Here is a 14,248-nt window from a genome sequence, read left to right as displayed (position 1 = left end):
ATGACGCTTATCACGCCGGCCTAGCCGGAAGCAGGCGTCGTTCCCGTAGAATGGCGGTCTTACGAGGATGACCATGACCGCATTGCAGAACGACACTTTCCTGCGCGCATTGCGCCGGCAACCTACCGAATACACGCCGCTGTGGCTGATGCGCCAGGCAGGCCGTTATCTGCCGGAATACAACGCCACGCGCGCCCGCGCCGGCAGTTTCCTGGGCTTGGCCAAGAACCCGGCCTATGCCACCGAGGTCACGCTGCAACCGCTGGATCGATACCCGCTCGATGCGGCCATCCTGTTCTCCGATATCCTCACCGTGCCCGACGCAATGGGCTTGGGCCTGTCGTTCGCGCAGGGCGAGGGTCCGCGCTTCGCGCATCCGCTGCGCACCGAGGCGGACGTGGCCAAGCTTGCGGTGCCTGACATGTCGTCGCTGCAGTACGTGTTCGACGCGGTCAGCGAAATCCGTCGCGCTTTGGTTCAAGGCGGCAAGCAGCGCGTGCCGCTGATCGGCTTTTCGGGCAGCCCCTGGACGCTTGCCTGCTACATGGTCGAAGGCGGCGGATCGGACGATTTCCGCACCGTGAAGGCCATGATGTATGGCCGGCCGGACCTGATGCACCGCATCCTCGATATCAACGCCCAGGCCGTCACGGCATACCTTAACGCCCAGATCGACGCCGGCGCGCAGGCCGTCATGGTGTTCGACACATGGGGCGGCGCCCTGGCCGATGGCATGTACCAGGCGTTTTCGTTGCATTACATGCGCCGGGTGCTGCAAGGGCTCAAGCGCTCGCATGATGGCGAGCAGATTCCGGTCATCGTGTTTACAAAGGGCGGCGGCATCTGGCTGGAACAGATTGCCGAGATCGAGCCCGACGCGATCGGACTGGACTGGACCGTGAACCTCACGCAGGCGCGACGCCGTACCGGCGGCCGCGTGGCGCTCCAGGGCAATATCGATCCGACCGTGCTGTTTGCGCCCGAAGCGGCCATCCGCGAACAGGTGCGCAACGTGCTCGACAGTTACGCCGCGGGCGGGGGCAGTGACGGTCATATTTTTAACCTTGGACACGGCATCTCCCAATTCACACCGCCCGAAAATGTTGCGGTGCTGGTCGACGAAGTGCATCGCCATAGCCGCAAGCTGCGTCAGGTGTCAACTGTTGCGACCGTCTGAAGCGACTGTTTTCCCTGCGGCGCAGCGTCGAGCGGGCCGATTGCCCCATAGTGCCGGGAGAGGCGCTGCCAGGGATCTGTCAAGTAAACTATTTATCGATTTTTCGCCAAAAAGGTGCCGGGCGTTTGCTGTCAAGGCTTGACTTATGCACACCGATAGGTTTGCGGCACTGCACGAGCGGGTTACCCCTTAACTCACTTGGGGGATCTGTGCAAATCCTTGATTTGTAAGGCTTTGAATCTTCTTCAAGCGATGTTGCAAGGTCGATGAAAGCCTTATTTCGTGCGCCTTGGCGGGAAGTTGGTGCGACTTTTCAACAAAGTTATCCACAGGCCGGACCGATCAGGTGGAAAAGCATCCATGGATCATCGACTTAGGGTCACATTTGAAGTTTTACTTTAAGTTGATGTTGCGCCGCACACAGACCTCGCCGCCCCGATGTGCCTTGCTGCGCATGCACAACGATGGCGCTCCGTCGCTGCACCAAGCTGGAGTGAAGGCATGACTCCGGACAGCTTTTCGGCACACGATCAGCCGGCCGCAAGTGTGGCGTATACGGAACGGCGCGACGAACAGCCGCAAGCGCCATCGGGTGGCGGACACATCGTCCGCGTGGCGCTGGACACCCCGGCGGACGATTGTTTCGACTATCTCTCTACGGGCGACGAAGTCCCGGGCGATCTCGTCGTGGTGCCCTTCGGCAAACGAGCCGTGGTGGGCGTCGTGGTCGCGCGTGTAGCCACTTCGGATGTCCCGGAAGACCGGCTTCGCCCCGTGGCCCGGCGCGCGGGCTGGCTGCCGCCGCTGAACGCTGACTGGATCGCCCTGGCACGCTTCGCCGCGCGTTATTACCACCGCCGCCTTGGCGAAGTGATGCTGCCCGCGCTTCCGCCGTCGCTGCGCGAGGCTGACACCTGGGACCGCCTGGGCCAGCGCGCGCAGACCACGCAATACCGCTTGCGTCCCGACAGTGCGGAAGCCTTGCTCGAGGCCGCGCCCAGCCGCGCGCGCACCGTGCGGGCGTTGGCCGACGCATTGGCGGCGTCGCAGGACTGGGTACGCCTGTCGGACGCGCGCGAGATCTGCACCGCGGCCCCGGCGCGGCTGGCCGAGTGGGAATCGGCTGGCTGGGTCGAATGCGCGCACGCGGATCGCCCGTTGCTCGACGTCGACACGAGCCGCCCGCCGTCGGTGGCGCCGCCGCTCCATGACGAACAGCGGCAGGCCGTGGCGGCCATCGCCGCCGCGCCCGGTTACGCGGCGTTCCTGCTGTATGGCGTGACCGGCAGCGGCAAGACCGAGGTGTATCTCCACGCGATCGCCGAGCGCCTCGCGGCGGAGCCGTCGGCGCAAGTGCTGATGCTGGTCCCCGAAATCAACCTGACGCCGCAGTTGCAGGCGCGTATCGCGGAACGCTTTCCGCACCTGCCGCTGGCCGTGCTGCACAGCGGCCTGGCCGACCAGGAGCGCAGCCTGCAGTGGCTCGCTGCGCATCGTGGTGAAGCGCGCATCGTGCTGGGCACGCGCATGGCGATCATGGCGTCGATGCCTAATCTCAGGCTGATCGTGGTCGACGAAGAGCACGATACGTCCTACAAACAGCAGGAAGGGTTGCGTTACTCCGCGCGCGATCTCGCCGTATGGCGCGCCAACCAGTTGAAGGTGCCGATTGTGCTGGGCTCGGCCACGCCGTCGATGGAGACGTGGCATCGGGCCGAGCAGGGCGCGTACCGCAAGCTCGTATTGCGCGAACGCGCTCAGGCCGATGCAACGCTGCCCACCGTGCGGCTGATCGATCTCAATCACGAGCGCCAACGTCAACGCGCGCTCTATGAAGGGCTGTCCCAACCGCTGCTAGACGCCCTGGCGCAGCGGCTCGAACGCGGTGAGCAAAGCCTGTTGTTCCTGAATCGGCGCGGATACGCCCCGGTGCTGGCGTGCGACAGCTGCGGATGGCTGTCGGGATGCCCGCGCTGTTCGGCCTATATGGTGCTGCACCGGCCGGAGCGGCGCCTGCGCTGCCATCACTGCGGGCTGGAGTCGCCGGTCCCGCATCATTGTCCCGACTGCGGCAACGTCGATATCGCGCCCTTGGGGCGCGGCACGCAGCGCATCGAGGAAGCGTTATCCACACGTTTTCCACAGGCTCGCATCGCGCGTATCGACGCCGACTCGACTCGGCGCAAGGGCAGCGCCCAGGCGATGTTCGACGAAGTGCACGCCGGTGAGGTCGACATTCTCGTCGGCACGCAAATGGTGGCCAAGGGACACGACTTCCAGCGCGTCACGCTGGTTGGCATCGTTCATCCGGATGCAGCCATGTTCAGCCATGACTTCCGCGCCGCCGAGCATTTGTTCGCGTCGCTGATGCAGGTGTCCGGCCGCGCCGGCCGGGCCGGTCTGGGCGGTGAGGTACTGATCCAGACCCGTTATCCGGATGCGCCCGCGTTGCAGGCACTGGCGCGCCATGACTATGATGGTTTTGCGGCAAGCCAGTTGCGCGAACGCCGTCAGGCCGGGTTGCCCCCGTTCGCCTACCAGGTACTGGTGACCGCCGAACATGCGCAACTGGAACGGGCGCTGGCGTTTCTGCAGGCGGTCCGCGACCAGGCCGACGCCTGCGCGATGGCGCCGGAGGTGCAACTGCATGATCCGGTGCCGATGTCGATGGTCCGACTATTCAACAAGGAGCGCGCGCAAATGTTGGTGGAAGCCGGCTCGCGCCCCGTGCTGCAACGGTTTGTTAGTGAGTGGGTCCAAACTTTCGATGCGGCGGGCCGGCACGCGAAAGGCGTGCGCTGGCAGCTGGAAATCGATCCACTGCGGATTTGAAATTGCGCAGCAAAATGCGCAAAGCGTTGCTTTAGTGCAACCCGAAAACTCCGGAAAAACTAAGTGGTTGCACTAGGTTGCACCTAGTAAAACTCCGATAGTAAGATCGCGCCAGTCCGGCACGCTGGACGGTGCGCGCACGCGCGCATCGTTTAAGCCAATGCCAACCCGATCCCAAGATCCGCTGGAGAATCCCCGCATGGCCACCACCACCCTCGGCGTCAAGCTCGACGACGCTTCGCGCGAACGGCTCAAGCGCGCCGCCCAATCGATCGATCGCACGCCGCACTGGCTGATCAAGCAAGCCATCTTTACGTATCTGGAACAGGTGGAACGCGGTCATCTCCCTCATGAAGCCGGCGCCGCGGCGCTCAACGAGGTAGACGGGGCCGATGCGGGCGATCACGCGCAGAGCGATGGCGCGCCGCAGCCGTTCCTGGAATTTGCGCAGAGTATCCAGCCGCAATCGGTGCTGCGCGCGGCCATCACGTCCGCCTATCGCCGTCCGGAAACCGAGTGCGTGCCGGTGCTGCTCGAACAGGCGCGCCTGCCGCAGGCGCAGGCCGATGCCGCCATCAAGATGGCCAAGGCGCTGGCGCAGAAGCTGCGCGAGCAAAAGGTGGGAACGGGCCGCGAAGGGCTGGTGCAGGGGTTGATCCAGGAGTTCTCGCTGTCGTCGCAGGAAGGCGTGGCGCTGATGTGCCTGGCCGAGGCGCTGCTGCGCATTCCCGACAAGGCCACGCGCGACGCGCTGATCCGCGACAAGATCAGCGGTGCCAACTGGCAGTCGCATCTGGGCCAGAGCCCGTCGCTGTTCGTCAACGCCGCCACCTGGGGACTGTTGCTGACCGGCAAGCTGGTGGCCACACACACTGAATCGGGGCTGTCGAAGGCGCTCACGCGCATCATCGGCAAGGGCGGCGAGCCGCTGATCCGCAAGGGCGTCGACATGGCCATGCGCCTGATGGGCGAGCAGTTCGTGACCGGCGAAACGATTTCCGAAGCGCTGGCCAACGCCCGCAAGTACGAGGCCGAAGGTTTCCGCTATTCGTACGACATGCTCGGCGAAGCCGCGATGACCGAAGCGGACGCGCAGCGCTACCTTGCGTCGTACGAACAGGCCATTCACGCCATCGGCCAGGCGTCGCGCGGGCGCGGCATCTATGAAGGCCCCGGCATTTCGATCAAGCTGTCGGCGCTTCATCCGCGCTACAGCCGCGCGCAGCATGAGCGTGTGATTTCCGAACTCTACGGGCGCCTGAAGTCGCTCACGCTGCTGGCGCGCCAGTACGACATCGGCATCAATATCGACGCCGAGGAAGCCGACCGCCTGGAGATTTCGCTCGATCTGCTCGAGCGCCTGTGTTTCGAGCCCGAACTGGCCGGCTGGAACGGCATCGGCTTCGTGGTGCAGGGATACCAGAAGCGCTGCCCGTTCGTGATCGACTACCTGATCGACCTGGCGCGCCGCAGCCGTCACCGCCTCATGATCCGCCTGGTCAAGGGCGCCTACTGGGACAGCGAAATCAAGCGCGCCCAGGTGGACGGGCTGGAAGGCTATCCGGTGTACACGCGCAAGGTGTTCACCGATGTGTCGTACGTGGCCTGTGCGCGCAAGCTGTTGTCCGTGCCCGACGCGATCTATCCGCAGTTCGCCACGCACAACGCGCACACGCTGTCGGCCATCTATCAGATCGCCGGCCAGAACTATTACCCAGGCCAGTACGAATTCCAATGCCTGCACGGCATGGGTGAGCCGCTGTACGACCAAGTCGTCGGGCCGGTGGCGCAAGGCAAGTTCAATCGGCCGTGCCGCATCTACGCACCGGTCGGCACACATGAAACGCTGCTGGCATACCTGGTGCGCCGATTGCTGGAAAACGGCGCGAACACGTCATTTGTGAACCGCATCGCCGACGAGACGATTCCGCTGGACGAACTGGTGGCCGACCCCGTCGCCGTGGTCGAGCAAATGCACAAGACCGAAGGCGTGCTCGGCATGCCGCACCCGCGCATTCCGCAGCCGCGCACGCTGTACGGCAAGTCGCGCGCCAATTCCGCCGGCATCGACCTGTCGAACGAACATCGGCTCGCGTCGCTGTCGTCGGCACTGCTGGCGGGCACCAGCGAGACGCTGCGTGCCGAGCCGCAACTGGGCGTGGAAGTCGCGCGCGCCGATGCCACGTTCGCACCGGTATTGAACCCGGCCGACCATCGCGATGTGGTGGGACAGGTCAGCGAGGCCACGCCGGCCGAGATCGAGGCCGCGCTGAACGCCGCCGTCAACGTTGCGCCGATCTGGCAGGCCACGCCGCCCGAAGTGCGCGCCGCCGCGCTGGAGCGCGCGGCCGACCTGATGGAAGCGCAGATGCAGTCGCTGATGGGCACCATCATGCGCGAGGCCGGCAAGACCTTCTCGAACGCCATCGCCGAAGTGCGCGAAGCCGTGGACTTCCTGCGCTACTACGCGGTGCAGGTGCGCGAAACGTTCTCGAACGACACGCACCGTCCGCTGGGCCCGGTGGTCTGCATCAGCCCGTGGAATTTTCCGCTGGCTATCTTTACCGGCCAGGTTGCCGCCGCGCTGGCTGCCGGCAATCCGGTGCTGGCCAAGCCGGCCGAGCAGACGCCGCTGATTGCCGCCGCCGCGGTGCGGGTGCTGCGCGAGGCGGGCGTGCCGGCGGCCGCAGTGCAGCTCTTGCCCGGCCGTGGCGAGACCGTTGGCGCGGCGCTGGTGGGCGACGCGCGCGTCAAGGGCGTGATGTTTACCGGATCCACCGAAGTGGCGCGCCTGCTGCAGCGTAATGTCGCGGGCCGGCTCGACGCCGCGGGCCGTCCGATCCCGCTGATCGCCGAGACTGGCGGCCAGAACGCGATGATCGTCGATTCTTCGGCGCTGGCCGAGCAGGTGGTCGGCGATGTGGTGTCATCGGCGTTCGATTCGGCCGGTCAGCGCTGTTCGGCGCTGCGCGTGCTGTGCCTGCAGGAGGACGTGGCGGACCGCATCCTCGAAATGCTCAAGGGCGCGATGGGCGAGCTGACGCTCGGAAATCCCGACCGTCTTTCGACCGACGTCGGCCCGGTGATCGACGAGGAAGCGCGCGGCAATATCGTGCGCCATATCGAAGCGATGCGCGCCAAGGGCCGCCGCGTCTACCAGGCGGCGCCGCAGGGCGAGGCCGGCGCGGCGCAGGCGGCGGCCTGCCGTCATGGCACCTTCGTGCCGCCGACGCTGATCGAGCTCGATTCGATCGCCGAATTGCAACGCGAAGTGTTCGGTCCCGTGCTGCATGTGGTGCGCTTCCCGCGCGCGGAACTCGACGCAATGATCGGCCAGATCAACGGCACCGGCTACGGGCTTACGCTCGGCATCCACACGCGTATCGACGAGACCATTGCACATATCGTGGATCGCGCGCAGGTGGGCAATCTCTATGTCAACCGCAACATCGTTGGCGCAGTGGTCGGCGTGCAGCCATTTGGCGGTGAGGGCTTGTCCGGCACCGGTCCGAAGGCGGGCGGCCCGCTTTATCTGCATCGCCTGCTGTCCGTCTGTCCGCAGGATGCCGTGGCGCGCGCGGTCCGCGCCTCAGACGTTTCCGGCGCCCCGGCCAATGCGCCGGTATCGCCGGAACTGGCGGCGCTGAAAGCCTGGGCACAGTCCGGGCAGCCCGAACTGGCGGCGGCATGCGATCGCATGGCCGCGGCGTCGCCGTCGGGCCTGACGGCAACGCTGCCCGGTCCCACCGGCGAGCGCAATACGTATTCGTTGCTGCCGCGTGACCACGTGCTGTGCCTGGCCCAGCAGGAAGGCGATCTGGCGCTGCAACTGGCGGCGGTTCTGGCGGTTGGCGCGCAAGCGTTGTGGCCAGACACACCGATCGCGAAGTCGCTGTTGGCGCGCCTGCCGGTGGCAGTACAATCGCGCGTCCGTGTCGTTTCTGACTGGAAGGCATCGGACATCGTTTTTGATGCAGTGCTGCACCACGGCGATTCCGACCAGCTACGCACCGTATGCGAACTGGTGGCGACGCGCCCGGGCCCGATTGTCGGCGTCCAGGGCCTTGCGCAGGGTGAACCGAATATCGCGCTCGAGCGTTTGTTGATCGAGCGTTCGCTGTCCGTCAATACGGCGGCTGCGGGCGGCAATGCAAGTTTGATGACGATCGGCTGAGGCTCGGCCTTTTCCGAAGCGCGTCAGAGGCAAGTGCGCGGCAGGGACCGGCGATCCCGACCCTGTCCGCGCAGTTCAGGAACGGGCGGTGCTGCCAACGCCGATCCGAAAATATGCCGACACCGGCACTATATGGCACCCTATGGGACCCAAGGAGAACTGATGAGCTCGACATTCCGCAAGACGGCCATGACCGTCGCCATGGCCGTTGCCGGCCTGACCGCCGCCTCCGCCGCGTTTGCGCAGGCACAGGAAATCAAGCTGGGCTATGCCGGCCCGCTGACCGGCGGCCAGGCGCAATACGGCAAGGACATGCAAAACGGCATCGTCCTGGCCATCGACGACATGAACGCCACCAAGCCGAAAATCGGTGGCAAGGATGTCAAGTTCGTACTGATCTCCGAAGACGACCAGGCCGATCCCAAGACCGGTTCGGTGGTGGCGCAGAAGCTGGTGGACGCGGGCATCCAGGGCATGCTCGGCCACTTCAACTCGGGCACCAGCATCCCGGCCTCGATGGTCTACAACCGCGCCGGCATTCCGCAGATCGCCATGGCTACGGCGCCCGAATATACGCGCCAGGGCTTCAAGACCACGTTCCGCATGATGACCTCCGACACCCAGCAGGGTTCGGTGATCGGCGCCTTCGTGGTGAAAAAGCTGGGCGCCAAGAATATCGCCATCGTCGACGACCGTACCGCCTACGGCCAGGGCCTGGCCGATGAGTTCGAAAAGGCTGCAAAGGCCGCCGGCGGAAAGATCGTGCGTCGCGAATTCACCAACGACAAGGCAGTCGACTTCAAGGCGGTGTTGACCAACATCAAGCGCAGCAATCCGGACGTCATCTTCTATGGCGGCGCGGAAACGCAGTCGGCGCCGATGGCCAAGCAGGTCAAGGAACTGGGCATGAAGTCCCCGCTGGTGTCGGGCGAAATGTCCAAGACCGACAACTTCCTGAAGCTGGCGGGCCCGGCTGCAGAAGGCACCGTGGTGTCGCTGGCCGGCCTGCCGCTGGACCAGATGCCGGGCGGCGCCGCCTACGAGAAGAAGTACGAGAAGCGCTTCGGCTCGAAGGTGCAGACCTATTCGCCATACGCCTATGACGGCGCCACGGCGATGATGACGGCCATGATCAAGGCCGGTTCGGCCGATCCGGCGCGCTATCTGCCGGTGCTGGCCGCGACCAACATGCAGGGCGTGACCACCAAGACGCTGGCCTACGATGCGCGCGGCGACCTCAAGGACGGCGGCATCACCGTCTACAAGGTGCAAGGCGGCAAGTGGACCGTCCTGGAAACCGTGGGCGGCAAGTAAGTCCTTACGGATCCAACCTCGGCGCGTCGTACGTCTTTCCTGCGTACGGCGTTGCCAGCAGAACTGGCGCCATCGCGGAGTGCTCCGCGGTGGCGTTTTTTATGGGTTCGCTGCGAAGTCAACGGTAATCAAATTGATATTACTTGTTGATGTTCTCTGCAAATCACGGCGCGCCGTTGGCGCATAATCGCGCTTTTGCTGAATTCTTGAACAAGGAGCGGACCGTGCAGGATGTTCGTTATGAACACGCGATCGCGCTAGCCAATGCCGGGCGCCACGACGAGGCGTTGAAGATTGCCGACCAACTTTGGGCCGAGCATCCGGAAGTGGTCGACTATGCCGCGCTGCGCGCACAACTGCAGTCCGACCGTGGCGATATCGCCGCCGCTCTCGCGGCGCTGGACGAAGCGATGCAGCAACTGCCCGAGCTGCCGCTGGAGCCGATGCACCGCTGGGCCTCGCGCGGCGCGCTGGCCCATCTGTACGGCACGCTGCTGATGCGCGCTGGCCGCGATACCGAGGCGCAGCCGTGGCTCCATGAGGCCGCGCGCCGCAACGGCCTCGCCACTGGTGAATGGGCAGCGCATTTCTACGCGGGCTTCGTGGCTTTCCGGCTCAATGATTTCGCGCTGGCCGGCCGTTACTGGCACGACCTCCTCTATCGATCGCCCGACCTTGGCTCTGGCGACATCCTGCCGCTGGTGCAGGACTACGTCGCGCGCAGCGACGCGGCAGGCGTGCTCGGCGAGCCGCTGCTGCGCGTTTGCCTGGGACGCATCGCGCTCGATTCCCCGCATGTGCTCGAGATGACCGCGGCCGAGGGCGATGCGCTGGCCGCGCAGCAGGCCGAACGCGTGCTCGCCGAGCTGCCCGACCATCCAGAGGCGCGCCGGCTGCGCGCGCCTCTGCGGCTTGGCATCGACCCCGCCGCCGCGCTCGACGATATCGACACATACCTGCGGCAGGTGCCCGATCCGCTGGCCCAGGTTCGCGCGCTGTCGTGGCGTCAGCAGATGCACCGCGACGCCGGCGCCAACGCGCCGGCGCAGCCGGCGTGGGCCGGGTTCGCACTCACGGCGGATGCCGACGACGGCGCCCTGTACTTCGATGCCGCGGTCTGGCTGGGCAGTTTTCTCGATGAAGTGCCCGCCTCGCAGGCCGCGCTCAAGCCCACGCTGGAAGCCGCGTGTCGCAAGGGCCTGGCGTGCTTCGAAGCGTATTTCGCCACGGGCGAAGGCGACGCGCAGGGCCACGGTGGCAATGCCGATCCGCATCTCTATTCGCTGCTTTGCCGCCTGCTGGCGCGCACGCTGCCCGCCGATGCGGCGCATCTCGAAGAGAAGGTCGCGCTGCATCGCAAGGGCATGGCGGCCAGCGACTTCATCGAGCACTGGATCGACCTGCTCGACGCGTACGCGTCGGCCGGGCAGCATCAGCAGGTCGTGGACCTGGCCGGTCAGGTGCTGAACCGCTATCCGGTCGAGCGCAATCCCGCCGACGTAAGTTGGGCGTTCAGCCGGCTGGTGGCGGCGTGGGCAGCCATCGGCGGCCGCGAAGCGACGGAATCGGCCAGTGCGGCGCTGGCGCACATGGATGCGCGTCTGGACGCGTTGCCCGTGGAAGCGCGCAGCGAAGGCGCGCACGCCATGGCCCATGCACGGGCGCACTACGGCGCGCTGCTGCAGGCCGGCATGGCGTCGATGGACGAGCATGACAAGGCCGACGCCATTGCCGAACTCGAAGCCTTGCAGCGTCGTTCGCTGCTGGTGGAGGACAGCTGGCTGTGCAGCCGCTTCGGCCAGATCTGGTACGACCTTGGCGACCACGAACGCGCGCTGCCACTGTTCGAGCAGGCCGTGGCGCTGGCCGACGGGGACGCGCGCAAGCAGGCCGCCGCGCGTGTGCAACGGGCGAAAGTGCTGGTCGATCAGCAGCGCCACCCCGAAGCGCTGACCGATTTCCAGATGGCCTTCGCGACGCACGACGATTGGGATGCACAGACGCGGCTGCTTGCCGTTCTGGCGGCGCTTGGTATGCGACAGCGCGAGATGGCGCTGGCCTGGTTCGACCATGCGCGCGGCGCCAACACTGGCGCCACCCGCGGGCTCTATGCCAAGGCCGAGGCTGGCCTGAAAGCCACCCGGCCGTGGTGGAAGATCTGGGGCGTGTGAGCCAGCGCACAAGACAAATCTGATTCTGAAAGTCTTACAAAAGCGTCATCGCAGCAGATGGCGCTTTTTGTTTGTAGAAGGCAGCATTTGGCAGCGCATTGAAGAAAGTGTCGGACAAGCACTGACACTTAAAGGTGTGTGCTTCCGTTACCATGTCGCGCATGAACGGACTGAGCCAACTTTTCCCCACGCTGCCGCTGGCCCCGGGCGGCCTATTCTGGGTCGGCCTCGCGCTGGTCGGCGCCGGCCTGGCCGGCGAGGTCTGTCGTCGCTGGCTCGGTTGCCCGCGCATCGTCGGCTATGCGGTGATCGGGCTATTCGCCGGCATGCTCGGCCGCAGCATCGTCGACGAAAACATGATTGCGCAGACGCGCATCCTGATCGACATGGCGCTGGCGTTGGCGCTGTTCGAACTGGGCCATCGCGTGTCGCTGTCGTGGCTGCGCGCAAACCGCTGGCTGCTGTTCACCAGCGCCGCCGAGAGCCTGCTGACCTGGGGTCTGGTAGCCACGGCGCTACAGTGGCTCGGCGCCTCGCCCGGCGTGGCGATCCTGGCGGGCGGCATCGCGGTCAGCACCTCGCCGACCATCGTGCTGCAACTGAAGAACGAATTGCGCGCCGAAGGGCAGGTCACCGAACGGTTGATGGCCATGGCGGCGCTGAACAGCATCTACGCCGCGGCGATCGTGCAGGTGGCCACTGGCTGGCTGCACTCCGAGTACGGCAATCTCGGCGCCGCGCTGTTGCATCCGCTCTACCTGCTGGTGGGGTCGTGCCTGCTGGCATGGGTGGTGGGCAAGTTCGGCCACGCGCTGTATGCGCGCATGTCTGCCGACGATCACTACAGCTTCCTGGTGTTGGTTGGGCTCGTGCTGTTCACGCTTGCGCTCACGCGGCTGTTAAAGCTGTCGATGCCGCTCACACTGATGCTGGCCGGCGTGGTGTTCAAACACCAGGATCGCCAGCCGCACGTGTGGCCCACGCATTTCGGCAGCGCGGGCAGCCTGCTGATCATCGTGATGGTGGTGTCGCTGGGGCTGCCGCTGACCGCACATGACTGGGTGGTGGGCGGTACGCTGGCGGTTGCGCTGGTGGTGTTCCGCCATGTGGCGAAGCTGGTGGGCGTGGTATCGCTGGGATCGTTTTCGGGACTGAGCCTACGCCAGTGCGCGGCGCTCGGTCTGGCGCTGGCGCCGATGTCGGGGCTGGCTTATCTTTTGATGAGCGACGTGGCTCGCCTGTATCCAGGCACGGGCGCGCCGCTTGCGTCGATCATCCTGTGCGCGCTCGCGATCGAGCAACTGCTGGGCCCGATCATCGCGGCGTGGGCGCTGCGCTATGCGGGTGAGGCGCGGGAAAATGGAGGAGGGCGCTGATGTCGCTCGAACCGTTCAAGCATTCCGAAGCGCTGACATTCGGCGTGGAGCTGGAGCTGCAGCTCGTCAACCGGCACGATTACGATCTCGCGCCGTTTGCGCCCGATCTGCTGCGTGCACTCAAGGGCGCGCAGCACGCCGGCGACATCAAGCCTGAAATCAGTCCGTCGATGATCGAGATCAGCACCGGCATTTGTCGCGATTACGCGCAAGCGCTGGAAGAGCTGACCGTGATGCGGGACCTGATGCTCAATGCGTCGCGTGGGCTCAATCTCGGTATCTGCGGCGGCGGCACGCACCCGTTCCAGGTCTGGTCGGATCGCACCATTTCGGACTCGCCTCGCTATCAGTACATCTCGGAACTGTACGGCTACCTCGCCAAGCAGTTCACGGTATTTGGCCAGCACGTGCACATCGGCTGCCCCAGTTCGGACGAGTCGCTGTTCCTGCTGCACGCGATCGGCCGCTATGTTCCGCATTTCATTGCGCTGGCGGCGTCGTCGCCGTATGTGCAGGGCGTCGATACCGGATTTGCGTCTGCGCGGCTGAACTCGGTGGCGGCGTTTCCGATGAGCGGTCGCGCCCCGCACGTGCTGACGTGGGATGCCTTCAAGGCCTATTTCGACAAGATGCACGCCACCGGCGTGATCGAAAGCATGAAGGACTTCTACTGGGATATCCGTCCCAAGCCCGAGTTCGGCACGATCGAAGTCCGCGTCATGGACACGCCGCTGACGGTCCAGCGCGCGTGCGACATCGCCGCCTATATTCAGGCGTTGGCGCGCTACCTGCTGCTGTCGCGTCCATTCATGCCGCAGGAAGACGACTACCTGGTGTACACGTTCAACCGCTTTCAGGCATGCCGCTTCGGTCTGGAAGGGGAATATGTGCATCCGAACGAGCTGACGCGCATGCCGATTGCCGACCACATCCTGTCGATCTGCGATGCGTTGGAGCCGCACGCCGAAGCGCTTGGCTCGCTCCAGGCGCTGGCCAACATCCGCGCCCAGGCTGCCAGCCGTGACAATGATGCGCACTGGGTGCGTACGGTCAACGGGGAAGCGCACAGCCTGCGCGATACCGTGCGACGCACCTGCGAACAGTGGGAAGCTTGAAACGACACTGACGCGCTCAGGACCCGCGACATCGGTGACATCGGTGCCCCGGTGGCATCGGCAGACATCAATGACATCGGCGTCTCAGT

At 65.3% G+C, this 14,248-nt stretch carries 7 protein-coding genes; all 7 read left to right on the top strand.

What is annotated here, in order from left to right:
* Positions 1-73: 73 nt before the first annotated feature.
* The 7 genes from hemE (at position 74) to F7R19_RS24200 (ending at position 14,159) form a co-directional block, all read left to right on the top strand.
* Positions 74-1,177 carry a uroporphyrinogen decarboxylase gene (gene hemE, locus F7R19_RS24230; protein WP_150982271.1) on the top strand — a complete coding sequence of 368 codons (1,104 nt, stop codon included), beginning with the start codon at positions 74-76 and terminating at the stop codon, positions 1,175-1,177.
* A gap of 501 nt (positions 1,178-1,678) precedes the next feature.
* Entirely contained in the window at positions 1,679-4,009 is a 2,331-nt protein-coding gene (locus F7R19_RS24225) for a primosomal protein N' (protein WP_150982270.1), read from the top strand.
* 199 nt (positions 4,010-4,208) lie between these two features.
* Entirely contained in the window at positions 4,209-8,183 is a 3,975-nt protein-coding gene (gene putA, locus F7R19_RS24220; protein WP_150982269.1) for a trifunctional transcriptional regulator/proline dehydrogenase/L-glutamate gamma-semialdehyde dehydrogenase, read from the top strand.
* A 162-nt stretch (positions 8,184-8,345) separates the two neighbouring features.
* Positions 8,346-9,497, top strand: coding sequence for a branched-chain amino acid ABC transporter substrate-binding protein (locus F7R19_RS24215; protein WP_061953429.1), 1,152 nt, complete (start codon positions 8,346-8,348; stop codon positions 9,495-9,497).
* Positions 9,498-9,721: 224 nt separating this feature from the next.
* Positions 9,722-11,668: a tetratricopeptide repeat protein gene (locus F7R19_RS24210; RefSeq protein ID WP_150982268.1), complete on the top strand. Its 1,947-nt coding sequence runs from the start codon at positions 9,722-9,724 to the stop codon at positions 11,666-11,668.
* 152 nt (positions 11,669-11,820) lie between these two features.
* Positions 11,821-13,044, top strand: coding sequence for a cation:proton antiporter (locus F7R19_RS24205; RefSeq protein ID WP_170292645.1), 1,224 nt, complete (start codon positions 11,821-11,823; stop codon positions 13,042-13,044).
* A complete protein-coding gene (locus F7R19_RS24200; protein WP_150982266.1) occupies positions 13,044-14,159 on the top strand; it encodes a YbdK family carboxylate-amine ligase in 1,116 nt (371 codons plus the stop codon). The genes F7R19_RS24205 and F7R19_RS24200 overlap by 1 nt, the downstream gene beginning before the upstream one ends.
* The last annotated feature ends 89 nt before the right edge of the window (positions 14,160-14,248 follow it).

The sequence above is a fragment of the Cupriavidus pauculus genome (assembly GCF_008801835.1).
Taxonomy (GTDB): Bacteria; Pseudomonadota; Gammaproteobacteria; order Burkholderiales; family Burkholderiaceae; genus Cupriavidus; species Cupriavidus pauculus.
This window is presented reverse-complemented; position numbering and strand designations above follow the sequence as displayed.